Here is a 24507-nt window from a genome sequence, read left to right on the forward strand (position 1 = left end):
GTGGACATCGACATGAGCGCCCTGCGCGGGCTCGAGCGCGAAAAAGAGATCAAGTTCGACCTCCTGGTCGAGGCCATCGAGTCGGCCCTGTTGATCGCCTACCACCGCACCGAGGGCAGCCTGCCCAAGGCGCGCGTGGAGCTGGACCGGGCAAGCGGTCACGTCACCGTATGGGCGACCGAGACCGACGAGGCCGGTCAGCGCGTGCGCGAGTTCGACGACACCCCGGACGACTTCGGCCGGATCGCGGCGACCACCGCCAAGCAGGTGATCCTGCAGCGGTTGCGCGACGCCGAGGAGGAGATCACGTTCGGCGAGTTCGCCGGCCGTGAGGGCGAGATCGTCGCCGGTGTGGTCCAGCAGGGCAAGGACAACCGCAACGTCCTGGTGGACCTGGGTCGCATCGAGGCGATCCTGCCGCCCCAGGAGCAGGTGCCGGGCGAGCGGTACGCACACGGCATGCGCCTGCGCTGCTATGTCGTACAGGTGCGGCGTGGGCCCAAGGGGCCGTCCATCACGCTCTCGCGCACCCACCCCAACCTGGTGCGGAGGCTGTTCGCGCTGGAGGTCCCGGAGATCGCCGACGGCAGCGTCGAGATCGCCGCGATCGCCCGCGAGGCCGGCCACCGCTCCAAGATCGCCGTCTACTCCACGCGCGCCGGGCTCAACCCCAAGGGCGCGTGCATCGGGCCGATGGGCGCGCGCGTGCGCGCCGTGATGGCCGAGTTGAACGGCGAGAAGATCGACATCGTCGACTGGTCGGACGACCCCGCGCGGATGGTGGCCAACGCGCTGTCGCCGGCGCGGGTGAGCAAGGTCGAGATCGTGGACCTCGCCGCGCGCTCCGCCCGGGTGACGGTGCCCGACTACCAGCTCTCGCTGGCGATCGGCAAGGAAGGGCAGAATGCCCGACTTGCCGCGCGATTGACCGGATGGCGCATCGACATCCGGCCGGACACCGAGACCACCGATTCGGACGATCGCACCCGGTCGACCGAACCAGGTCGCGGTGAGGAGCGGTAGACTTGAACATGTCTGGTCGCAGGCGTGCCCGAGCATGCCCTCGTACAAGGTCGGAAGAGCGGGAGATTTCCGCTTCCCCGTGCCGAACGTGCGTGGGTTGTCGGCAGCGTGCGGCCAAGGCCGACCTATTGCGGGTCGTGGCGGTCGAGGGCGTTTGTGTCCCCGATCCCCGCGGCCGAATGCCCGGGCGGGGAGCGCATCTGCACCCCGATCCGGAGTGCCTGGCCCAGGCGGAGCGCCGCAAGGCGTTCGTTCGGGCTTTGCGCGTGCCGGGGCCGCTGGACTCGGCACCACTGCGTGCTTTTTTGAGCGGTGATGGGTTGTCAGAGGTCGGTCGGACAGGTCCAGCGAAGCGGTACCTCGCGAGTCGGAAGTAGGTCGAGATTGCGATGAGCACTCGATGAGTACGCGATGAGTACAGACATGCGGTAGTGACGGTCCGGCGGACGACCAACCCCGGACCAGAAGGAGCGACGTGGCAAAGGTCCGGGTATACGAACTCGCCAAGGAGTTCGGAGTCGAGAGCAAGGTCGTCATGGCCAAGCTCCAAGAACTCGGTGAGTTCGTTCGTTCGGCGTCCTCGACGATCGAGGCGCCGGTTGTTCGCAAATTGACGGAAGCACTCAAGACGGAAGGCGGGCCCGCCCGCCGCGCCCCGCGTCCGCCGGCCTCGCCCGGTGCGTCGCAGGGTGCCCCCTCCCCGCAGGGCGCCGCGCGCCCTGCCCCCGCTCCGGGCCCGCGCCCGGCGGGTGCGCCGACGCCGGGCCCGCGCCCGACGCCGCGCCCGGCCCCCCAGGGCAGCACCGCCCCGCCCGTGGTGCCGGCCGCGCCGGCCGCGGAGGCGGCTCCGGCCGCCCCGCGTCAGGCGGAGCGTCCCGCGGCACAGTCGGGTCCGCGTCCGGGCGGCGCGCCCGCTCCGGGTCCGCGTCCGGCCGCACGTCCCGCCGAGCGCGGTCCGGCCGAGCGTGGCCAGGGCGACCGCGGCCCCGCCGAGCGCGGTCCGCGTTCGGACCGTCCCGCCGCGGCCTCCTCGGGTCCGGCGGCGGGCAGCCGTCCGGGTCCGCGTCCGGGTGGTCCCGGTCAGGGCGGCCCCGGTGGTCGTCCCGAGCGTGGTGACCGTCCCGAGCGCGGCGAGCGTTCGTCCGGTCCGCGTACCGGCGGCGCACCGTCCGCCGGTGGCCCGCGTGCCGGTGGTCCCGGTCAGGGTGGTGCCCCCCGTCCGGGTGGCGCGCGTCCGGCCGGCCCGCGTCCGGGCAACAACCCCTTCACCTCGGGCAGCACCGGTATGCCGCGGCCGCAGGCCGCCGGCGGCGGTCGCCCCAGCCCGGGCGGCATGCCGCCGCGTCCGCAGGGTCCTGCGGCCGCCGGCCCGCGTCCGGGTGGTTCGGGTGGTCCCGCGGGCCCGCGTCCGGGTGGTAGCGCAGGCCCCGGTGGCCCGCGTCCGAACCCGGGCATGATGCCCAACCGTCCGGCGCCCGCGCGTGGCCCGGGTGGTCCCGGCCGTCCGGGCGGTGCGCCCGGACGTCCCGGTCCCGGTGGCGGCGGCGGTCGTCCGGCGGGTGCCGGCGGCGGTGGCGGTCGTCCCGGTGGTGGCGGTGGCGGCTTCGGCGGTCCCCGTCCCGGCGGTGGCGGCGGCGCTCCGGGTCGTCCCGGTGGCGGCGGCGGCTTCGCCGGTCGTCCCGGCGGCGGCGGTCGTGGCGGCCCGGGTGGTCGCGGCGGCACGCAGGGCGCGTTCGGTCGTCCCGGTGGGCGTCCGGGCCGCGCGCGCAAGTCGAAGCGTCAGCGTCGTCAAGAGTTCGACCAGATGCAGGCTCCGTCCGCCGGTGGCGTGATGGCTCCTCGCGGCAACGGGCGGGTCGTCCGGATGTCGCGCGGTGCCTCGCTCACCGACTTCGCGGAGAAGATCAACGCGAACCCGGCGGCACTGGTCCAGATCATGTTCAACCTGGGCTCGATGCTGACCGCGACGCAGTCGGTGAGCGACGACGAGCTGCAGACCCTCGGGGCCGAGCTCGACTTCGTGATCCAGATCGTCTCCCCGGAGGAGGAGGACCGCGAGCTGCTCGAGTCCTTCGACCTCGAATGGGGCGAGGACGAGGGCGACGAGGACGACCTCGAGGCGCGTCCGCCGGTGGTCACCGTCATGGGTCACGTCGACCACGGCAAGACCCGCCTGCTCGACGCGATCCGCAAGACGAACGTGATCGCGGGCGAGGCCGGCGGCATCACCCAGCACATCGGTGCCTACCAGGTCGCGACCACGGTCAACGACGTCGACCGCAAGATCACCCTGATCGACACCCCCGGTCACGAGGCGTTCACCGCCATGCGTGCCCGCGGCGCCAAGTCGACGGACATCGCGATCCTCGTGGTCGCGGCGGACGACGGCGTGAAGCCGCAGACGATCGAGGCGCTCAACCACGCGCAGGCCGCGGGCGTGCCGATCGTGGTGGCGGTCAACAAGATCGACAAGGAGGGCGCGGACCCGACCAAGGTGCGCGGCCAGCTCACCGAGTACGGGCTCGTGGCCGAGGAGTACGGCGGCGACACGATGTTCGTCGACATCTCGGCGAAGCAGGGCATGGGCATCGACGACCTGCTGGAAGCGGTCGTGCTGACCGCCGACGCGGCTCTCGAGCTCACCGCCAACCCGCACCAGGAGGCCCAGGGCATCGCGATCGAGGGTCACCTCGACAAGGGCCGCGGCCCGGTCGCCACCGTCCTGGTCCAGCGCGGCACGCTGCACATCGGCGACGCGATCGTGGTCGGCGAGGCGTACGGCCGCGTCCGCGCGATGATCGACGAGAACGGCAACAACCTCACCGAGGCCACGCCGTCGCGTCCGGTCATGGTGCTCGGCCTGACCTCGGTGCCCGGCGCCGGTGACAACTTCCTCGTGGTCGAGGAAGAGCGCACCGCGCGGCAGATCGCCGAGAAGCGGGCGGCCCGGGAGCGCAACGCGGTCCTGGCCCGTCGGTCGAAGCGGGTCTCGCTGGAGGACCTGGACAAGGCCCTCAAGGCCGGCGAGATGCAGCAGCTCAACCTCATCCTCAAGGGCGACGGCTCCGGTTCGGTGGAGGCGTTGGAGGACGCGCTGCTCAACCTGGACGTCGGCGAAGAGGTCGAGCTGCGGATCATCGACCGCGGCGTCGGTGCCATCACCGAGTCCAACGTCACCCTGGCGATGGCCTCGGACGCGATCATCATCGGCTTCAACGTCCGGCCGGAGGGCCGGGCGCGGACGATGGCCGACCGCGAGGGCGTCGACATCCGCTTCTACTCGGTGATCTACCAGGCCATCGAGGAGATCGAGGCCGCGCTCAAGGGCATGCTCAAGCCCGAGTTCGAAGAGGTCCAGCTGGGCACGGCGCAGATTCGCGCGGTGTTCCGCTCCTCCAAGCTCGGCAACATCGCGGGCTGCATGGTCACCGGCGGGACGATCAAGCGCAACACCAAGGCGCGGATCATCCGGCAGGGGGCCGTGGTCGCCGACAACCTCAACGTCGAGGGCCTGCGCCGCGAGAAGGACGACGTCACCGAGGTCCGCGAGGGCTTCGAGTGCGGTATCAACCTCGGTTCGTTCAACGACATCAAGGTCGAGGACGTCATCGAGACGTTCGAGATGCGGGAGAAGCCGCGAGGCTGATCCGGTAGGGCGTTCGAGCGCCTCCGGCCGCCGATCCGGTGGTCGAAGGCACTCGGACCCACCGAGACGACGCGACGGATCCGCCCGGTGCACACCGGGCGGATCCGCCGTGTCGCGAAGCAGAGTGGTGGTATCCGGGCCGCGACGTGCGTGCCCGGTTCTTTTCGTCGGCGGCCCCCGGTGGCCCCGACCCGAGGCCTCCCGGGCCGGCCAGGCCCGTCGCCTATGTTTGTGGGAACGATCAGCCTCGATGTGTTGTTCGGCGATGTGCACTCGTTGAAGGAAAAACGATCTTTGATCCGCCCCATCCTGGCGGACCTTCAGCGCAAGAATGCCGTTGCCGCCGCCGAGGTGGAGCATCAGGATCTGCATCGGCGCAGCGTGATCGGGGTCGCGGTGGTCTCCGCGACCGTCGAGCGGTGCGCCGAGGTGTTGGACAGTTGCGAGCGGCTCGTCGCCGGCCGGCCCGAGTTGGATCTGCTCTCCGCACGCCGCAGGGTGTACGGGGACGACGACTGACGAACCCGGCGAGGGTGGTCGCCCTCGCCCTCGCCGTCGCAGAGAAGAAGAACGAGAGCGGTCCTCGCGCCCGGTGATCCCGGGCGCGGGGAACCCCGCCGAAACGCCGAGCAATCGCAGGAGGATCAGTGGCCGACACCGCGCGGGCGCGCAAACTCGCGGACCGCATCCAGGTCGTGGTCGCGGAGACCTTGGAGCGCCGGATCAAGGACCCCCGTCTGGGGTTCGTGACGATCACCGCCGCACGAGTGACCGGTGACCTCCGTGAGGCGACCGTGTTCTACACGGTCTACGGCGACGAGACCGAGCGCGCGGCGACCGCCGCCGCGCTGGAGAGCGCCAAGGGCGTGCTCCGCAGCGAGGTGGGCCGGCAGACCGGCGTGCGCCACACCCCGTCGCTGACGTTCGTCGCCGATGCCCTTCCGGACAGCGCCAAACTCATCGACGATCTCCTCGCCCGGGCACAGCAGGCCGATGCGGCGGTACGCTCAACCGCCGCAGGCGCCGGTTATGCCGGTGACGCGGACCCCTATCGGACCCCGGCCGCGGGCGATGCCGACGACTCCGACGACGAGTCGACGGCGAAGACCGAGGCGGACACACAGGAGGGCGACCGACCTTGACACCAGGCGTGGCGGCGGACCGGGACTCCGGTCCGGCCGCGGGAGCGAAGCCGCGGACCGGCGGTGGTTCCGACGCGGAGACGAGGCCGCCGACCGCGCCGGGTGCGGCCGACTGGGACGAGGCGGTACGCCTGCTCCTGACGGCCGAGGACATCACCCTGCTGGCCCACGTCAGCCCCGACGGCGACGCGCTGGGTTCGGCGCTCGCCGTCGGGCTCGCGCTGCGCGAGCTGGGGCGGAGCGTGCGGGTCTCCTATGGCGACGACCCCCTCGTGGTGCCGTCCTCGTTGGAGTTCCTGCCCGGTCAGGACCTGCTGGTGCCGCATACCGAGGTCCCCGAGGAGCCGGAGTTGGTCGCGGTCTTCGACGCGGCCGGTTCGGCCCGGCTCGGCCTGCTCGAAGGCAGGGCCAAGGCGGCCGGGACGCTCCTGGTGGTCGACCACCACGCCTCCAACACCCGGTTCGGCACCCACCACCTGATCGACATCGACGCGCCCGCCACCGCGGTGCTCGCCGACGAGTTGATCACCCGGCTCGGCGCCACGCTGACCACCGACATCGCCACCGCGCTGTACACCGGCCTGGTCACCGACACGGGCTCGTTCAAGTACGTGGGGACCACGCCCGAGACGCACACCTTCGCGGCCCGGCTGATGGCCACCGGGATAAGGCACGACCTGATCCAGCGGGCGATCTGGGACACCTGCCGATTCGGCTACCTCAAGGTGCTCGCCGCCGCCCTCGCCGGGGCCCGGCTCGACACCGGCGCGGCCGGCGGTCTGGGCCTGGTCTCCACGGTGATCACCCGCGCCGAGCGGGCCGCGCACGGGATCCGCCTGGACGAGATCGAGGGCGTGATCGACGTGGTCCGCAAGAGCGGCGAGGCCGAGGTCGCGCTGGTGCTCAAGGAGGACGACGACGGCGCGCTGCGCGCCTCCGCGCGGTCCAAGGGCGCGGTGGACCTGGGACGGGTCTGCGGCGCCTTCGGCGGCGGCGGACACGCGTTCGCGGCGGGTTTCACCGCATACGATCCACCGGCCGAGGTGGTAGCCCGATTCCGGGACCTCCTCGCCGACGCACTACTGCCGGTCGCCCCGGCGCAGGCAACCCCGGGAGACGACGCGTGAAGCGCCGCAACGCAGGACCCCCGCCGCCCGACGGTCTGGTGATCGTGGACAAGCCGGCCGGACTGACCTCGCACGACGTGGTGGGCCGGCTGCGCCGGATCGCCGGTACCCGCCGGGTGGGCCACGCCGGGACGTTGGACCCGATGGCCACCGGCGTCCTGGTGATCGGTGTCGAGAAGGCCACGCGCCTGCTCGGCCACCTCGCGCTCACAGAGAAGGGCTACGACGGCACGATCCGGCTCGGGCAGAACACGGTCACCGACGATGCCGAGGGCGAGGTCACCGACTCGACCCCGGCCGGGCACGTGGGCGACGCCGCGATCGCGGCGGGAGTGGCCGCGCTGACCGGGCCGATCATGCAGGTGCCCTCGAAGGTGTCGGCGATCAAGATCGACGGCAAGCGTTCCTACTCGCGGGTGCGGGCCGGCGAGGAGTTCGAGCTGGCCGCCCGCCCGGTCACCGTCTCCGCGTTCGAGGTGCTGGCCACCCGTCGCGAGGGCGAGACGATCGACCTGGACGTGCGGGTGACCTGCTCGTCCGGCACCTACATCCGGGCGCTGGCCCGGGACCTGGGCGCCGGGCTCGGCGTGGGCGGCCACCTGACGGCGCTGCGGCGCACCAGGGTCGGTCCGTACGGCCTGGACCGTGCTCGCACGCTGGAGGAGTTGGAGGAGTCCTTCGGCGTGTTGCCGATAGCCGACGCGGCCGCGGCGGCGTTCCCGCGCCGCGAGGTGAGCGAGGACGAGGCGCGGGCGGTCTCGCACGGCGGGCGGCTGCCGGCGGACGAGGCGTCGGGGCCGGTGGGCGTGTTCGGGCCGGACGGGACGTTCCTGGCGTTGGTGGAGAACAGCGGGGGCGTGGCGCGGCCGCTCGCGGTGTTCGTGGGCTGAGGTTGTGGGCTCGGCCCGTGGGCAGGGTTCGTGAGCCGAGGCCGTCGGGCGGGCTCGTGGGCTCGGTTCGTCGGTCGGATCCGGGGCTTGCCCGGGTGTGTGCTCGGGCCCGGGGTGATCGTCGCCACGGCGGGGTCGGGACCGGGCCGGGGCCGGTACGTGGGAGGCTGGACCCGCGACACACCACGGAGAACGAGGAGCGGTTACGGTGCAGCGTTGGCGGGGCTTGGAGGACGTCCCCAGCGATTGGGGACGCTCCGTCGTCACGATCGGGTCCTATGACGGTGTGCATCGCGGACACCGGCGGACGATCGGCCGAGCGGTCGAGATCGGTCGCGAGCGCGGTCTGCCCGTGGTCGTGGTCACGTTCGACCCGCACCCCAGCGAGGTGGTCCGCCCGGGCAGCCATCCGCCGCTGCTGACGCCGCACCATCGGCGCGCGCAGTTGATGGCGGACCTCGGGGTGGCGGCGGTCCTGGTTCTCCCGTTCACCCTCGAATTCTCCCGGCAGAGCGCGGTCGACTTCGTCCGCCAGGTGCTGGTGGACACGCTGCACGCGGCCGTGGTGGTCGAGGGACGCAACTTCCGTTTCGGCCACAAGGCGACGGGCAACGTCGCCCTCTTGGAGGAGTTGGGCGTGGCGAACGACTTCACCGTCGTCGAGCCGGAGCTGTTCGTCTCCGGCGAGGTGACCTTCTCGTCCACCGTCGTCCGGGCCCGGGTCGCCGAGGGCGACGTGGCGGGCGCGGCCGAACTGCTCGGCCGACCGCACCGGGTCGAGGGCGTGGTGGTGCGCGGGGACCAGCGCGGGCGCGAACTGGGCTATCCGACGGCCAACCTCGAGGTGCTTCCGTATACGGCGATTCCGGCCGACGGGGTGTACGCGGGGTGGCTGGTGATCGACGGCGAGCGGTTGCCGGCGGCGATCTCGATCGGGACGAACCCGACCTTCGACGGTACGGAGCGCCGGGTCGAGGCGTACGCGCTGGACCGGACCGATCTGGACCTGTACGGGGTGCACGTCGCCGTGGACTTCCTCGAATACCTGCGCGGGACCGTGCGGTTCGAGTCGGTCGACGACCTGCTCGACCAGATGGCGCGGGACGTGAAGCGGGCGCGCGAGTTGATCGACGCGACGGATCTCGACGCCGCGCGCTGAGCGAACCGACGAGGGCCGCCCCGGAGACTTTCTCCGGGGCGGCCCTCGTGCGTTCAGCCCTGTCGCGGTGGTTGCCAGTCGCCGGGCGGGGGCTGCTGGTAGTACGGCTGTTGGGGCTGCGGTTGTTGCGGCTGCGGCTGCGGCTGTTGGTGTTGTGGGTGCGGGTGTTGCGGCTGCTGCGGGTGTTGTTGCTGTTGGTATGGCTGCTGTTGCGGGTACGGCTGGGGCTGTTGGGGCCCGCCGTAATAGGGCTGCTGCGGCGGCTGTTGTTGGTACTGCGGTTGCCACTGCTGCTGCTGCTCGCCGGGCTGGGTGCGGTGGAAGTCCTCGGCGACCAGCGCGGCGAGTTCGAAGTACGCCTCGCGGGTCTTGGGGCGCATCATGTCGAGGTCCAACTCGGCGCCCGCGGACAGGTGTTCGTCGAAGGGGACGACCACGACCGCGCGGCAGCGGGTCTCGAAGTGGGCGACGATGTCCTCGGTCTTGACCATCTTGCCGGTCTCGCGGACCCCGGAGATCACCGTGATGCTGTTGGCCACCAGGTCGGCGTAGCCGTGTGCGACCAGCCAGTCGAGTGTGGTGCTGGCGCTGGTCGCGCCGTCCACGCTGGGCGTGCTGATCACGATCAACTGGTGGGCCAGGTCCAGGACTCCGCGCATCGCGCTGTAGAGCAGGCCGGTGCCGGAGTCGGTCAGGATGATCGGGTACTGCTTGCCGAGCAGGTCGATCACCGAGCGGTAGTCGTCGTCGTTGAACGTGGTCGAAACCGCCGGGTCCACGTCGTTGGCCAGGATCTCCAGGCCGCTGGACGACTGTGAGGTGAACCGCCGGATGTCCATGTAACTGTGCACGTGGGCCATCGAGTTGACCAGGTCGCGAATGGTCGCGCCGGTCTCCCGGCGGACCCGGCGGCCGAGGGTGCCGGCGTCCGGGTTGGCGTCGATCGCGATCACCCGGTCCTGGCGCTCGGTGGCCAGGGTCGAGCCGAGGGCGGTGGTGGTCGTGGTCTTGCCGACGCCGCCCTTGAGGCTGATCACCGCGATCCGGTAGCAGCCCAGGACGGGTGTGCGGATGCGTTCGAGGCGTTCGGCGCGGCGGGCGTCGGCGGACTTGCCCCCGAGCCGGAAGCGCGGGGTCTGCCGACGGGGTTGCGGTTGTTTGCGAAGCAGGCGGTCGCTGGTCAGTTCGACGGCCGCGGTGTAGCCGAGGGGCGCGCCGCCGACGGTGCGGGCCGGGGCGCCGCCGCCGTCGGGGGACCAGGGCTGCTGCTGGGGTTGCGGGTTGCCCTGGGGCGGAGTGCCCGGGTGGTAGGGCTGGGGTGCCTCGGGGGGTTGGGCGGCGTACGGGTCGGCCGGGTCGGGGTGTTGGGGCGTGGGGTGACTGGGGTATCCCGGTTGCCCCGGCTGCGCGGGGTGGGCCGGCTGTCCCTGTGTTCCCGGTGCTCCCTGTGCGCCCGGTGCGGCCTGGGGGCCGGGGGCGCCGTGTGGGGGCGTGCCCTGGTGGGGCGGTTGGGCGTCGGCGGGAGGTTGGCCGTACGCGGGTTGCTGCGGGGCCGCGGCGCCCTGGGGCGGGGTGCCCTGGGCGTAGGGCGGTTGCGGGTGGCCGGGGTTCGGCTGTCCGTAGGGGGCGCCCTGGGCGTAGTCCGGTCCCTGGGGGCCGGGGGGTGCCTGGCCGTAGGGCGGCTGACCCGGCTGCGCCTGGGCGTACGGGTTGGGTCCGCCCTGCTGCGGATCGGGCTGCGGGTACGGGGCGTGTGGCTGCGGGCCGGGGGCACCGTGCGGCGGGGTGCCCTGGGCGTACGGTCCGGGGGCCTGCTGGTACGGGCCGGGGGCCTGGGCGTAGGGCGGTTGGCCGCCGTGCTGTTCCGGTGCGGTGGCCTGGTCGTTGCCGCCGCCGAAGGCACGGCGCATCCACGAACGTTCGTCGCGCTGCTGCTGCGGGGGCGCGATCGGCTCGCCACTCGGCGGCGGCAGCGGTTGTCCGGTCGGCGGCGGTGCCGAGCCGCCCCAGGCCTCGCCGTGTCCGGGAGCGGAGCCGGTCCAGGCCGGCGGCGGCAGCGGCGAACCCTGCGGAGGCGTCATCGGGCGCGGCGGGGCGCCGGCCGGCGGGCCCTGCTGCGGGACGCCGGGCGGGGCGGCCATGTCGTCGGTGACGGGCGGGATCAGCCGGGTCGCCTGATCGGGCGTCGGGGGGCTTTGCCGACCGGGATACGGCTGCTGCGGGGCTCCCGGGTGCGCGGGGCCCTGGTATTGCGGGTAGGGCAGCGGCCCGCCCGGGGGCGGGGGCGGCTGCTGGTGTTGTCCGTAGGGCGGGTATGCGCCGGCGGGCGGTTGGGGTGCCGGGGCGGTCGGCGGGGCCGGGGGCTGAGGCTGCTGCGGTTGGCCGGCGGCCGGTGGTTGCGGCGGCTCCGGTGCCTGCGGTCCCTGCGGCGGGGCGGGCGGCTGCGCTTCGGCCGCGTACGGCTGCGCCTGGGGGTTCTGGTCGTAGCCCTGCGGCGGTTGTGGTGGCGGCGCGGGTGTGTCGGCCGGCTTGGTGTGGGGGGCTTCCGGGGCCGCCGGGGACGGTTCGACGGCGGAGAGGCCGGGGATCGGCGTGCCGCCGGCGGGGGTGGTGGGTACGTCGTGCGGGTCGAACGGCGCGGGTGCGTCCGGGCGGGCTTCCGCGGCCGGGGGCGCCTCGTCGGCGCGGTCGGGTGCGGAGTCGGGCCGCGGGGCGGCTTCGCCGGGTGGACCGGCGGGCGACTGTTCCGGGGACGCGGCGTCGGTCGGGCGCGCGTCGCCGGCCTCGGCGTCGGGGCGGGGCGGCTCGACCGGCTCCGGGTGCTCCGGGCCGGGCGGGGCCGCGTCGACCGGAGCGCCGGCGGGCGGGTCGGCGGGACCGGGCTCGGCCGGCTCCGTGGCGGGGCGGCCCGGGTCGTAGGAGGGCGGTACGACCATGGTCGGGTCGCCGGGCGTGAAAGCCGGGCCGGGGTGGTTCGGGTCGCCGGACGGCGGGACGACGGTGGTGCGGTCGTCGGCCGGGGGAGTGGGCTCGGGCCGGCTTTCGTCGAACGACGGCGGGACGACCGTCGTCGGGTCGCCCGGGGCGAAGCTCGGGTCCGGGCGGCTTTGGTCGTGGGAGGGCGGGACGACCGTCGTCCGGTCGTCCGTCGGTACGAGCCCGCCCGAGTGGTCCCGGTCGAGGGACGGGGGTACGACCATCGTCGGGTCGCCGGGGGTGAAGGGCTGTTCCGGTCGGTCGTCCTGGGCGGACGACGGCGGGGCGGCCGGGCCCGGGCGGTCCTGATCGGTCACCGGCGGCATCACCATGGTCTGGTCGCCGGGGGTGAAGGTCGGGCCGGGGCGATCCTGTGCGGCGGGCGGCTGGCCGCCATACGGCAGGGGGGCCGAGGGCTGGTGCGGGGTGTACTGCGGCGGGACGACGGTGGTCGGCTCGGCCGAGCCCGCGCCTGCGCCCGAGCCCGCGCCGAACGCGGGCGGGGGCTGGGGCGCGGGCGCGTTCGCGTCCACGCGGTACGGCGCCGGCGGCTCGGGGTTGGGGTGGGCCTCGCCGGGGCCGGCCGGGCGGTGCGCGCCGTGGTCGACGGCGGCCGGGGGCGCGGGCTCGTGCGTGCGGGGCTCGTCGGCCGGCGGTCGGTGGGTGGGCTCGTGCGTCGGGGCGCCCGTCCCGGGCAGGCCGGCGGGCGGCGATACCGGTGCGCCGGAGCCGTACGGGCCCGGGGCGCCGGCGGTCGGGCCGGCCGGGTGCGCGGCGCCGTGGTCCGCCCCGTACGGCAGCGGCGCGGGCGCGTCCGGCGTGCGTGCCGGCGGCACGAGCGTGGGGTCCTCACTGCCGTAGCGGGGCGCCTGGCTCGGCCCCGGTGGTGCGGGCGCACGGACCCCGGACGGGGGTGGCGCGGGCGCGCCGCCGTCCTGGTGGGTGTACCACGAGGGCATGGTGAAGTCGGGTCCCGACCACTCCTCTTCCTCGTCCGCCCCCGCCTCGATGTGTGCGCCGTCCTGCTCGCTGCTCACGGTGTGGTCCTTCCGATCGTCCGGAGGCGGCTCGGCATCAGAGCACACGGCGCCGCCGTCGGCCGTACCCCGACCAGGGTCGAGGTTGCCCCCTACACGAGCCTCACAGCGTAGTCAGCGGCGTCGGCGGTCGTCGCCGGTCCGTCCACTGTTCGCGCCGAGGCGGTGCTCGGAACCGCGCGCCCGGTGCGCCCGGACTCGGGGTCAGTCCATCCGGCGCGGCGGCCCGAGCAGGTCGAGTTCGGCCCGAGTGGGCGTCAGCATCACGTACTTGCGCGATTTCCTGGTGCTCCACAGGGTCAGCTCGTCGGCGAGCGTGGGCAGCGCGGCCTCGTCCTCGCCGGGCAGGCTCAGTACGGTCGCGGCCGCCTGCGCCTCCATCGGCGAGACCCGCTGGATGCCGATCAGCCCGACGCCCGCGCCGATCCGCTGCCGGGCCTGCGCCGGGTCGAGGAAGGGCAGCAGGGTCAGCGTGGTCTGCCAGGCGGCCGGCGCGAGCCGATTGCGCGGCGGCCGGGCGCCGCAGTCGCGGACGACCAGGACCGGACTGCCGGGAGTGGGGCCCTGCGGGCCGAGCCGACCCACCTGATGCACCGTCACGCACGGCTGCGCGCCGCCTGCCGCCTGGGCCATCGCGGACCACAGTTGCGGTCGGCCGGACTCGATCGCCACCCGGGCGCCGATCGCCGCCGCCCGCAACGCGATGATCTGCACCACATACGCGCCGCCGACGAACGCCACCTCCAGCGGCTCGGGCCGGAACAGGCCCAGGACCGCCGGATCACGATCCGCGTCGACCCCGATCACCACGCCGTCGTCGCCCACCGGCAGGCCGAGCGCGGGCAACTGGGCGGCGGTCAGCAGATGCCGCTCGTGGCGCGGGCCGATCAACCGGGCGAGGCCTCCGCGCCGCGCCGGCTGCGGGGCGGGGGTGCCGGATCCCGGGGTCGGGGCCGGCGTCGGCGCGGGGGCCGGATTGCGCCCGTTCGGCGCCCGGCGTCGGCCGCGGCCGGTGTTGGTCGTGCTCACAGGTGGGTCCTCCCCGTACGCGTGCACATGTGACGCCTCGTCACGACAGGCCGCCGAGCGGCAGCGTGGCCAGCAGGGCCGGCTGCTGCTCCCAGTCGAGCCGGGTCAGCCCGATCCGCTCGGACCGCGCGCGGCGCTCCAGCTGTCGGGTCACGTCCGCCAGTTCGCTGCCGGAGCGGGCGGCGATCCGTACGTGCGTGGTGAGCGCGGTGGTCCCGCCCACACCGTGCCTGGCGGTCAGCGCGAAGGTGGTGGCGATCGCCGGGGTCGCGGTCAGCGCGCCCACCAGGTCGGAGGTCCGCCCCTGGGTCAGCTGCGGCCAGCGGTTCGCCCAGTACGTGGTGTGCCACCGGTCGTCGCAGCGCCACGCGCGCTTGGACTCGGTGGTCCGCCGCCCGCCGCGCCCGTACTGGCGCGTGGTGCGGTTCACGCTGCACGAGGTGGCGAGCGCCTGGACCAACTCGGCCTCGTCCAGGGCCCGGGCCTCGAAACCGGCGCCGGTCAGGTTGCCGGCGAGTTGGTTGACCGCGCGCAACAGCGCCCGCTGGGCGCCCTCCTCGCCGCCGCCGCGCGCGGCCACCGCGCCCGCGCACAGCTCGGGTTCGAAGCGCAGCGCGATCCAGGTCAGCCGCAGCGCGGGCACGTCGTGCAGGCCCTGCTCGACGAGTTGCCGGTAGGAGCGGGTGGCCAGCGCCTCCTCGGGCAGGTGGGTGGCCGGCGCCGGCTGGGTGTGCTGGACCACCTGGACCGAGGCCAGCGTCACGTCGTCCACGTCGAGCGTGCTCACGATCGCGGGCAGCGGCAGCGGTCGTTGGGCCCGCGAGGGGCGCAGCGGTTCGTCGCGCGAGGTGACCAGCAGTACGGCGGTGAGGAAGGTGCCGTCGCCGATCAGGCCGATCGAGCGGCGGTCGCGGTCGGTGACCGAGGTGGTGGTCAACCGCGGCGCGCACTCCAATACCGGGACCAGGACCGGATCCGCGTCGTCCGGCACGGCCGGCATCCGACGCCTGCGGCGGAAGTCGTACATGATCGGCAACCACTGCGCGAGCCACCGACCGCGCAGCCGCACGAGCGCGGGCACCACGAGCAGGATCGCCACGGCACCCAGACCGATCAGCACCGCGGGGTTGGCGGCCAGGCCGATCGCGACCAGCAGCACCGCGAGTTGGATCAGTACGATCTGCTGGACCAGCACGCCGCCGATCCGGCCCGCGCGCGGATGTACCCGCAGAGAGGCGCGTTGGGGCGGCGTCGGTGGCGACGTCCCGTCGGGTGGTGTGGGCGGGCGGGTCTGCCGATGCGTCCCTACCGGCGTGGGTGCGGCCACGTTTGTAGATCCCCCATGTCACGACTTGTCCCCGTACGCCGTCGCCCGGCTGTCACAACGGGTGCGGCACACCGTACGGTACGGGGCCGGGGGTCTGGCCGCGACCCTGCGACCGCGACGGTGGTAGAACCGTCAGCCGGAGCGTTCGGTCGATCACGGGGAGAACGATGGCATCGCGCCGCGAGCAGCTTGAGGCGTACATCTTCGCGCGCCGCCGGATGGTGGCGGCCTTCCTGCAACCCGCGCCCGGCGGGGGCACCGAGGAGAACGCCCCCAAGCCGATGCGGATGGTCACCCCCAGCATCGTGGTCGCGATGCTGGTGCTGGCCGGGTTCGGGGTCGTCGGTCTGATCAAGCCCGGGACGCCGCCCGGTTGGAAGGACAAGAGCAGTCTGATCGTGGGCCGCGACTCGGCCAGCCGATACGTCTTCCTCGACGGCAAGCTGCACCCGGTGCTCAACATCGCGTCGGGCCGACTGCTCCTGGACCCGGGCAACTTCAAGGTCAACATGGTGCCGGAGAAGCAGCTCAACAGCGTGAGTCACGGCGCGCCGCTGGGAATTCCGAACGCGCCGGACCGGCTGCCCACCGCCAAGGAGGTCCGGGGGCGCAAGTCCTGGACCGTGTGCGAGCGTCCGGCGATCGGCAAGGACGGCAGGCCCGACCCGGCCGGCGAGCCGCAGCGCAGCGTGTTCATCGGCGCGTCCCCCGCGGACGGGCCGCTCGCCCCCGGTCAGGGGCTGTTCGTGCAGGACCGCAACCAGCGCAAGTACCTCGTCTACCAGGGCAAGCGCTACGCGGTGGAGGCGCCGACGGTGATCGGCGCGCTCAACCTGGTCGGGATACCTGCGCAGCCGATGAGCGACTCGTGGTTGGCCACGCTGATCGACGGCGGGGTGATCGACCACCCGCTGCCGGCCGACTACGGCAAGCCCACCTCGCTGCCGTTGGCCAGGGAGTACAACAGGATCGGCATCGTGCTGCGGGCCGAGGGCGGTGCCCAGCGGCAGAACTACGTGGTCACCAAGGAGGGCGTGATGCCGATCAGCGAACTGACCGCCGTCCTGCTCACCACGAACCCGAGGGTCAAGGAGGCGTACGGCAACACGCCGCCGAACGCGTTCCCGGTGAACATCGGCACGCTCGGCACCGCCGTGGTGCAGGACCGCACCTACGCCGCGGACAAGGGATGGCCGGAGATCCCGCCGACCCCGATGAACCGGATGACCCGCAACGACCTGGAACTGCCGCGCAACGTGGTGTGCAACACCTTCGCCGACAACTGGCGCGGCACCCAGCCGGTGACCACGCAGTCCGCGGGGACCCGGCCGCCGGAGCAACTGGTCGACGGCATGGGCGGGGTGTGGGTCAAGCCCGGCGCGGGGGCGCTGTACCGGGAGGTCACCGGTACGCCAGAGGGTGGTCCGATGTATCTGGTCGCCGACTCGGGACTGCGCTACAGCGTGCCGGAGGAGGCGCAGACCGGCGGCGGGCAGGCGCAGTCCGGGCAGGAGAGCGAGGCGAAGCAGCGCCTGGGGTACAAGGGCGTGGAGCCCGCGTCGTTGCCCCGGGCGTGGTCGGAACTGGTGTCCCGCGGACCGCGATTGAGTACGGTCGATGCCAAGAAGCCACAGGGTTCCTGAGCCTGGATGCGGGAGTTGGGGTAGCGTCGGGAGAGTCGTGTGTGGCGACGAACCGACCCGAAAGCACCACTGAAGACCCGCGCATTGCACAAGACCCGCAGTGGTATCGACCGGGTCAAGGTTCCGTAACCTTGCGTAGGGCGTCGCTTGGGTGGCGTCCGGGGTTGCGGTTAGAGTTCCCACGACGTCGCAACGGTGACGTTGGTGCGGGGGCACCCGACACGGGTGACACGAACCTTCCCTCGCGCACGTCTGTCTCATGGGGGATGGTGAAACATGGCAGGTGAAGCGTTCAAGATCACTCCGCAGATGTTGGCGGAGTTGTCGAAGAAGGTTCAGGGTGTCGCGACCGACCTCGAGGCGGCCATCCAGGAGATGAACCGCAAGGTCGACGCGATCGAGGGTCAGTGGCAGGGCGCTGCCAGGAACCAGTTCGACCCGCTGCAGGAGCAGGCCGTGCAGAAGGCGCTCGGGGTGAAGCGCGCTCTGGACGCCATCTCCGGGGCGATGGGCCACAACGCCAACTCGTACGACCAGACCGAGACGACGGTGTCCGGCAACATCTCGAAGTTGATGTTCTGACCGAGGTTCGTTCCGGGATTCGTACCGTCGTCGCCGTGCGCTTGGTCGCCCCTGTCGCCGACGGTCGAGTCCGCTCTCGTGGCGCTCGGGGCGATGCCCCGGTCGTTCGCCCGTCATCCGACACTGGGGAGAAAGCATGTCGCAGGTAGTTGTCACTTTCGCTGCGCTCGAACAGGCCGCAGCCGATATCCGCGCCCTCAACGCCCGTCTGGCCGACATGCAGTCGGGTCTGAAGCGGGACATCTCGCCGGTCACCGAGTCGTGGTCCGGTGACGCCCGTGAGGGCTACCTCGTCCAGCAGGCGAGCTGGGACCAGAACGCGCAGGGGCTGCAGGACGCGCTCAACGGCATCGCCGACGGCCTGATGCGCGCGGCCGACGCCTACCGCCAGACCGAGGCGTCGAACGCCAAGATGTGGCAGTAGTCGCCGCTTCGTTCCTCGGCGCGGAGCGTCGTCGGCGAAGTGCGCGAGTGCGCGAGTGCGTTGGTGCGTGTGCGAGTGAGTGACGTGATGTGAGGAGGCGGGCTCGTGCCCGCCTCCTCCCGCGTCCGTCATCGGTCTTACGGGGGCCGGGGACACCCATGAGACGAACCGCCCGGTCCGGTGGAACGGGGTCGGGCGGTCGGTGATCCGGAAGGCGAACGAACCGATGCGACCCGTGCGGCGACGGTGGGCGGCACCCCTTCTGGCGCTGGGTCTGGTGCTTCCCGCCGGATCGGTGGGCGCGGGGGCGGGGGACGCTGCCTCGGCCGGCCGGGGCCCGGTGGACACCACGCTGCTCGCGGGGAGCGACTGCCAGTACCCGTCGAAGCCGATGCCCGGCAAGCCGTGGTCGTTGCAACGGGTGTTGCTCGACGAGCTGTGGCAGAAGGCGACCGGCAAGGGGGTCACGGTCGCGGTGATCGACAGCGGGATAGACGACGACAACCCGCAGTTGGCGCCGGCGATCGTGGCCGGCAAGGACTTCTTCAACGACAAGGCGAACGGCACCGACGACACCAACGGCCACGGCACGATGGCCGCGGGCATCATCGCGGCCCGGCCCGGGGATCGGCTGACCCCCAGGCTGGAGACCGGATTCGCCGGGATCGCGCCCGAGGCGATGCTGCTGCCGATCCGGCAGAACGGCGGCGACGACGCGACCAAGGGCAACGAGGACACCCTGGCCCAGGCGATCGACTTCGCGGTCGCGGGGGGCGCCTCGGTGATCAACATTTCGCAGGACACCGTGGGCGGCCAGGAGCCGGGCCAAAAGTTGCGGGACGCGATCCAGCGGGCGCTGGCCAAGCAGGTCGTGGTGGTGGCCGCGGCGGGCAACTCCGGCGACAAGGACAACCTCGACTCGTGGCCCGCGAAGTATCCGGGCGTGCTGGGCGTCGGCGCCGCCGACCGCAACAACGAGCGGGCGCCGTTCTCGCAGAACAAGCCGTATGTGGGCGTGATGGCGCCCGGCGTGGACATGTGGTCGACGGTCCCCAAGGGCGGCCACTGCCGGGGTGACGGCACCTCCTTCGCGACGCCGTACGTGGCGGGCGTCGCGGCGCTGATCCGCTCGGCGCACCCCGACTACACCGCGGCCCAGGTCATCACCCTGATCGAACAGACCGCCCAGCGCACCGCCCCGGGCCACATGGACGGCGTCGGCTGGGGCGTGGTCGACCCCCTGCGCGCCCTCGCCTTCACCGGCGTCCCCGGCTCCGTCCCGGTCCCCGACCCCAAGGTCGACCGCAGCACGGAACTGGTCAACGTGGCCCCACTGGCCCACGGCCCCACCCGAGCCGACCGCGACCGCCGCAAGGCCTCGGTAACCCTCTTCGTCGCGATCGGCCTCACGATCGTGGTGATCAGCGGCGCCATCGTCATCCGCGACGCCCGCAACCACCCTCCGACCGGCTGAACCAACAACCGGCACTTGGTTCCCGGGGCACCAGGCCCTGCCGGAACCGTCGGCGCGTTTGGTGACTCCCACCCCGATCAGCGGAGTGAAAATGGCTGAGCACAACATTCCCGACACGAATATAAACCGGGTTCTGTCACCCGAATATTTCCGAGTGGACCCGACCGACCCACCGTCGAATCCACTCCTTTCTGCTCCGGCAGCGCCCCGGCCACCCATGCCGTCGGCGGACACCGATCCGGCTCTGTTCGATGGTGGGCCCAGGTTCGCCGACAATCCGGACGGTCAGCGGGCGGGGCCAGGGATGAATCAGATTCTCAGCGGCCCCGGGGCGCGGACGGCATTACCCGAGGTCATGTCTCCTGTCCTTTCGCCCCCGGGGAACAACTTCGCGGTCGATGTCGACAAGCTCGTTCCTGCGGCCGGCAAGGCAGTCTCCATCGGCCAAGACCTCAAAGCTGTGAGTGGAGACGTGGGCCACGGTCCGCCGATCGGGACGCCGGGCTTCAAAACCGGATTCCAAATGGGTGAATTGAGCCGGGAATGGTCGGCCGCGATAATGCGACTGGCGAATGGATGCCAGGCGGCTGCCGACAAGATTTACCGCACCCGGACAAAGTATCGTGAGAACGAGACCGAATTGAAGACGATGTTCGACGGAAAGTCTTAGATATGGTCAACTTTGTCGAACTCAGGGATGCAAAATTCGATGGGTGGCGTGATTTTGCCGCTGCCTGGAGCAAAGCGACCACCCGTCTGCACGACCTGGAGACATCCTTCCGGGCCGGCGTCAACGACGTGGTCGAGCAGGCCGGGTGGAAGGGTATATCGGCGCAGACCGCCGACAAGGATCTCGAACGTGTCGTTCGACAGATTGCCATCTCCGCCATGCAGGCCCAATCGATAGGATCCGCTGCCGACCAGGCGGCAGCCGAGATGCCGGTCATCCAGAATGCCTTGCTGACAGTCGTTCGAGAGGCGGAGGCGGCCGGGATAAAGGTCTCGGAGTCGGGTGGGGGCTACGTCCTCGACACCGCTGCACCTCGTGGCGCAGAAGGCGGAGGGGCTGCTCCCGGAGATCCGGCCAGGATGCAAAGCTTGCTGGATGAATTCAAGCGGCGCCTGGATACGATAATTCGTCAGGCATGCGAGGTGGATGACAAGCTTGCCGGAGTGCTCGCCGGACTCAATCCCTCGGATGTTGCCGCGACGGCACTGAACTCGTGGGAAAATGCGCAGGAGGACGCTCGACGCGTCGCCGCTCTACATGGTGTGAACGGCCTTCCGAAAGATATGGACCCCGCTGGATCGGCGGCCTGGTGGGGAGGGTTGACGGAGGAGCAGCGGCGCCTTTACTTGAGCAGCTACCCGCACGAGATCGGGAGTATGGATGGGATTCCGGCCGCCGACCGTGACAAGGCGAATCGGAGGGCGCTCGATGCACGCCTGGCCGATTTGTCGGGGCGGCCGCTGAGCGATGGAGAATTCCGGGAGATCAAGAATCTCCAAGCCATAGAGTCGGCCTTGACGAAGAACGGGACATGTGCCGCGGACGACTCGGGAATACTGCTGCTGAAGTTCGGCAACAAGTTTCTCGACGGCCAGGTGGTCATGTCGATCGGAAACCCGGACCTGGCTAGGCACACCGCAATCCTGGTGCCCGGCACGAATACCGATGTAGCGGGCGGTTTGGAGGGGCAGATGAAGCGTCTGGACAAGATCCAGGATGCTTCCGACCGGTTGACCCCCCAAGCGGGTGATGTGGCGTCGGTTTTCTGGCTGGACTACGACGCTCCCGAAGCTTCTTTCGGTGGGATCGACAAGCCTTGGGAATCGAAAGTCTCCAGCGTCGTCGGCTGGGATCGATCGCAGGAGGGAGCGCCGCGTCTCGACACCTTCGTCGGCGGCCTACGTGCTCAATCCACGGACCACCACATCAGTGTCGTCGCGCATAGTTATGGGTCGTCACTCCTGGGTGATGCCGGGCGGAAGGGCGACGGCATCGCCGTTGACGACATGATCGTGGTGGGGAGCCCCGGCACGCATACCGACAGCGCGGATGACCTGCACATCGACCCACGCCACTTTTGGGCCGAGGTCGCGGACAACGACGGAATACCGGGACTGGGCGCGGCAAGTCACGCCGGATGGCAGGCCGAACACGGTAAGACTCTGCCCCACGACAAGGACTTCGGGGGAAATCGGCTCGTGGCATCACCGGGCGATCACAGTAGCTACTGGAGCATGAATGGCGATCAACCGGAGTCGAGTCTCGAGAACCAGGCAAGAGTGATCATGGGGCTCTACGACGATCCCAACCCTGCTCGCCGCCCGGAACTGGAGCACGGTCGGCTTCCGACCGCATCGAAGCCATGAGGGCCGATCGGCTTTTGGCTTCGGTGATCGGTCTGGTCGTCTTCGGTTCAGCCTGTGGAGGAAATGTGTCCAAAAAGAACGAACCGCTGCGCGTCAAGCCGCTGGAGGAGTCCCGCGCGATTGCGGAGCGGCATGCTCGGGCGGTGCTGGACGTCATCGGTGCCCCGGTTACGCCGCAGGGAGTCTCCTCCAAGGACGGGCCCTGTGAAAATTCCGACGGAGGTGTCTCCGGGGCCGACTCCTATTCCCTGCTGCACATGTACAACGTGGTCGTGGCGCCCGCGCGCCAGGTGGAGGTCCTTCGTCGAGTCCGCGACGCGTTTGCGGCGCAGGGGGTGAGGGTGGCGCAGGACGAGATTTATGACATTCCGGAGAGCCCGGGGGGCAAGGTTTCCGGAGTCGACGAGGCCGACGGCTTTCGGATCCTGGTGAGCAGTACTTCCCCGCCCGAGCAGATCACGGTCTGGGTGACGTCGCCGTGCTTTGCGAATCCGGGGCAGGGCTCGCGATAACCCGTCAGCGCCGGTCGTAGGGGCCGCTGCCCGGCGGGTGGTAGGTCGGCGGTTGGCTGGGCCACTGGGGTGCGATGGGGGCTTGGCGGCGGGCGAGTTCGCGGGCCCGGCGCCGACGCGTGGCGATGACACCGGCGCCGGCGGCGAGGGCGACGATGATCGCGGTGCCGACCAGGACCGGAACGACGAGGCCGTCGTCGTTGCCGTCGTCGGACTCGGCGACGCCCTTCGCCGGTGGCGCGCTCGCGGGCGGGCCCACGGCCGCGGAGGGCGCAGCCGAAGCAGCGGCCGTGGCCGGCCCACTCGGCTTGTCCCCCCGCACCCCGACAAGCGGATTCACATCGGCCGGCCCAGGCGTGTCGGTCGCAGCAAGCGCCTTGCGGGGGCTCACGGCCCCATAGCCGAAGGTATCCGAAGGCACGGGCTCGGTAGGCCGATTGGCAGTATCGATCAGCCGCCGAATGACCTGATTAGCCGTCCAATCCGGATGCACCGACCACACAAGCGCGGCCACCCCGGAGGTGAGTGCGGTGGCATCACTGGACCCGGTGCCAAGGCAGTAATGGGACTGGGTCACGCAAGCTCTCGGGATCTCTTCCCCAGGAGCGCTAAGGGAAATCCATGGCCCTCGCACACTATTTGTTGCTGGTGCACCATCACGATTTACTGCACTCACGGAGAGAACTCCCGGATAAGCGGCAGGGTATAGCTGTACGCCATCCTTATCTGCTGGCGCGTTGCCACCAGCAGCAATGACCATCTTGCCTCTACTCAATGCGTAGGCGACGGATTCTTCCAGAGTCGGGGTGTTAATGCTTGAACCGACAGAGAGATTGATAATCTGAGCTGAAGAGTCGGCGGCGAGACGAACACCTTCGGCAAGGGAGGTTTGGTCGACCCCTCCCACCGGAGCCGGGTTTGTGCGAAAGGGGAGGATCTTGGCTCCTGGAGCTACGCCAAAGACGCCTTGTCCACCCCCTGCTCGGCCTTGCCCCGCGATGAGGCTGGCCATTCCCGTGCCATGTCCGTTCTGGTCCCCGGGGGCGTTTAGGCTGGGCAAAATCTGTCCGGCGAGATCCTCATGAGTGGCATCGACACCCGAATCCACAACGGCGATGGTGATTCCTGCGCCACGAGCAGCTTTCCAGACATCATCGATCTTCCACGTGTCCAGATACCACTGCTGTGCACGGATGGAATCGGCTTGTGCCGGTGCAGCGGAAATGCTTCCACCAACCAAGATCATTACGAGAAGACCGAGCAGGACAGACGGCCGCGATGCTCGGGTGGGGCGTCCGCTCATCGACGGAGGTGTCCTTCCTGAGTTACTGACGTGAGGCGCTTGTCACTCGATTACCGGTGGTACAACGCCTGGTTGTCGTGGACCATCCCACAGGTTGTCATCATCTTCTTCAGAGCGTGGGGCTCGTCGTCGTACTTGCTCGGAGCGCGTGCCGCCCGTGAAGGGTGTTCGTTGACCGAAAGGCCGCCTCGGCGTCTGATTCTCCGATGGCGCGTTGTCGCCTTCGACGGGCAGTGCTCGCAGCCTGGGTGAGTTTCGATTGGATGGGGTTCCCGAGGCATTTCCCACGGAGCCACCTCTTGAGGCTGCGAGTCTCCGACCCGAGCCACCGGCCGGCGAAGATCCAACTGTGCCTCCTGCGGCGCCCGGAACCCCAGGCATGCCAACCGGACGCCCCTGTGAGCTAGTACTAGATGCATTCCCCGGCCCGTGTGTAGTCGGGTTGCGCGCTTCGGGACGTCCGGTAAAAGGCCCTTGGCCGCCGCCGAAGCCGGGCGAGGCACCAGTACGCGGCGAAGTTTTTGGGACGGCCCCGCTTCCACTCGGTACCGCGCCGGGAATGCCTCCGCTGCGCGAAGTTACGCCCGAAGTACTACCACCCGAGGCGCCGGATCGGGGGTCGTTAACAGTGCGCACGGGGCCAGCGGTGCCGGGGATGATGCCAGGGACTGGGGGACTGCTACCCGGCGGGCCTCCGATAGGTCCGCTGCTACCTGGAACATATCCCGGCCCTGATCCCGATCCGCCGTTTCCAGAGGCCTGGGGTGTCCACGGGGTGTCTGCCGTGCCATACGGTGCAGTAAGGGAACTGTTCCCTTGAAGCTCGGTAGCTTGCGG

Annotated in this window: 19 protein-coding genes and 1 pseudogene; 15 read left to right on the forward strand and 5 right to left on the reverse strand. The window is 71.0% G+C overall.

Going from position 1 to position 24507, the window contains the following annotated elements; all coding sequences use genetic code 11:
- The 8 genes from nusA to B4N89_RS21370 all read left to right on the forward strand — a co-directional run bounded on the left by nusA (position 1) and on the right by B4N89_RS21370 (position 8987).
- Positions 1–1023: a transcription termination factor NusA gene (gene nusA, locus B4N89_RS21335; protein ID WP_078977439.1), complete on the forward strand. Its 1023-nt coding sequence runs from the start codon at positions 1–3 to the stop codon at positions 1021–1023.
- 8 nt (positions 1024–1031) lie between these two features.
- Positions 1032–1400, forward strand: coding sequence for a YlxR family protein (locus tag B4N89_RS21340; protein WP_078979510.1), 369 nt, complete (start codon positions 1032–1034; stop codon positions 1398–1400).
- Positions 1401–1498: 98 nt separating this feature from the next.
- Positions 1499–4669 (forward strand): translation initiation factor IF-2, encoded by a 3171-nt coding sequence (gene infB, locus B4N89_RS21345; RefSeq protein ID WP_078977440.1) that lies wholly within the window; start codon positions 1499–1501, stop codon positions 4667–4669.
- Between the two features lie 225 nt (positions 4670–4894).
- Entirely contained in the window at positions 4895–5188 is a 294-nt protein-coding gene (locus B4N89_RS21350) for a DUF503 domain-containing protein (RefSeq protein ID WP_078977441.1), read from the forward strand.
- Between the two features lie 128 nt (positions 5189–5316).
- Positions 5317–5811, forward strand: a complete 495-nt coding sequence (gene rbfA, locus B4N89_RS21355; RefSeq protein ID WP_078977442.1) for a 30S ribosome-binding factor RbfA — start codon at positions 5317–5319, stop codon at positions 5809–5811.
- Complete coding sequence (locus B4N89_RS21360) at positions 5808–6938, forward strand: DHH family phosphoesterase (RefSeq protein ID WP_235618714.1); 1131 nt, start codon at positions 5808–5810, stop codon at positions 6936–6938. The genes rbfA and B4N89_RS21360 overlap by 4 nt, the downstream gene beginning before the upstream one ends.
- Positions 6935–7828, forward strand: coding sequence for a tRNA pseudouridine(55) synthase TruB (truB, locus tag B4N89_RS21365; RefSeq protein ID WP_078977444.1), 894 nt, complete (start codon positions 6935–6937; stop codon positions 7826–7828). The genes B4N89_RS21360 and truB overlap by 4 nt, the downstream gene beginning before the upstream one ends.
- A gap of 208 nt (positions 7829–8036) precedes the next feature.
- Positions 8037–8987 carry a bifunctional riboflavin kinase/FAD synthetase gene (locus B4N89_RS21370; RefSeq protein ID WP_078977445.1) on the forward strand — a complete coding sequence of 317 codons (951 nt, stop codon included), beginning with the start codon at positions 8037–8039 and terminating at the stop codon, positions 8985–8987.
- A 53-nt stretch (positions 8988–9040) separates the two neighbouring features.
- Here B4N89_RS21370 and B4N89_RS50765 read toward each other — a convergent pair whose 3' ends face one another.
- The 3 genes from B4N89_RS50765 to eccE form a co-directional block, all read right to left on the reverse strand.
- Complete coding sequence (locus tag B4N89_RS50765) at positions 9041–13000, reverse strand: AAA family ATPase (RefSeq protein WP_235618715.1); 3960 nt, start codon at positions 12998–13000, stop codon at positions 9041–9043.
- A gap of 204 nt (positions 13001–13204) precedes the next feature.
- Positions 13205–14029, reverse strand: a complete 825-nt coding sequence (locus B4N89_RS21380) for a hypothetical protein (RefSeq protein WP_078977446.1) — start codon at positions 14027–14029, stop codon at positions 13205–13207.
- Positions 14030–14069: 40 nt separating this feature from the next.
- A complete protein-coding gene (gene eccE, locus B4N89_RS21385; RefSeq protein ID WP_235618716.1) occupies positions 14070–15356 on the reverse strand; it encodes a type VII secretion protein EccE in 1287 nt (428 codons plus the stop codon).
- A 167-nt stretch (positions 15357–15523) separates the two neighbouring features.
- On the opposite strand from eccE, the gene eccB reads away from it, so the two are divergent.
- The 7 genes from eccB to B4N89_RS21415 all read left to right on the forward strand — a co-directional run bounded on the left by eccB (position 15524) and on the right by B4N89_RS21415 (position 22367).
- Positions 15524–16999, forward strand: a complete 1476-nt coding sequence (gene eccB / locus B4N89_RS21390; RefSeq protein ID WP_078977447.1) for a type VII secretion protein EccB — start codon at positions 15524–15526, stop codon at positions 16997–16999.
- A 276-nt stretch (positions 17000–17275) separates the two neighbouring features.
- On the forward strand, positions 17276–17581 hold the full coding sequence (locus B4N89_RS21395) for a WXG100 family type VII secretion target (RefSeq protein ID WP_020553087.1): 306 nt from the start codon (positions 17276–17278) through the stop codon (positions 17579–17581).
- Positions 17582–17717: 136 nt separating this feature from the next.
- Positions 17718–18005, forward strand: a complete 288-nt coding sequence (locus tag B4N89_RS21400; RefSeq protein WP_078977448.1) for a WXG100 family type VII secretion target — start codon at positions 17718–17720, stop codon at positions 18003–18005.
- Between the two features lie 226 nt (positions 18006–18231).
- Complete coding sequence (gene mycP / locus B4N89_RS21405; protein ID WP_078979513.1) at positions 18232–19479, forward strand: type VII secretion-associated serine protease mycosin; 1248 nt, start codon at positions 18232–18234, stop codon at positions 19477–19479.
- A gap of 91 nt (positions 19480–19570) precedes the next feature.
- Entirely contained in the window at positions 19571–20149 is a 579-nt protein-coding gene (locus tag B4N89_RS49060) for a hypothetical protein (RefSeq protein WP_143658047.1), read from the forward strand.
- A gap of 2 nt (positions 20150–20151) precedes the next feature.
- Positions 20152–21855: an alpha/beta hydrolase gene (locus B4N89_RS21410; RefSeq protein ID WP_078977449.1), complete on the forward strand. Its 1704-nt coding sequence runs from the start codon at positions 20152–20154 to the stop codon at positions 21853–21855.
- Between the two features lie 65 nt (positions 21856–21920).
- Positions 21921–22367: a hypothetical protein gene (locus tag B4N89_RS21415; RefSeq protein ID WP_078977450.1), complete on the forward strand. Its 447-nt coding sequence runs from the start codon at positions 21921–21923 to the stop codon at positions 22365–22367.
- A 4-nt stretch (positions 22368–22371) separates the two neighbouring features.
- Here the strand turns inward: B4N89_RS21415 and B4N89_RS51545 are convergent, their stop codons facing one another.
- Together B4N89_RS51545 and B4N89_RS53375 are read right to left on the reverse strand one after the other, a co-directional pair.
- Positions 22372–22626, reverse strand: a complete 255-nt coding sequence (locus tag B4N89_RS51545; RefSeq protein ID WP_235618717.1) for a hypothetical protein — start codon at positions 22624–22626, stop codon at positions 22372–22374.
- Between the two features lie 147 nt (positions 22627–22773).
- Positions 22774–23670, reverse strand: a pseudogene (locus B4N89_RS53375) (S8 family serine peptidase); the annotation flags it as partial.
- Positions 23671–24507 lie beyond the last annotated feature (837 nt).

This window comes from Embleya scabrispora, from assembly GCF_002024165.1.
GTDB lineage: Bacteria > Actinomycetota > Actinomycetes > Streptomycetales > Streptomycetaceae > Embleya > Embleya scabrispora_A.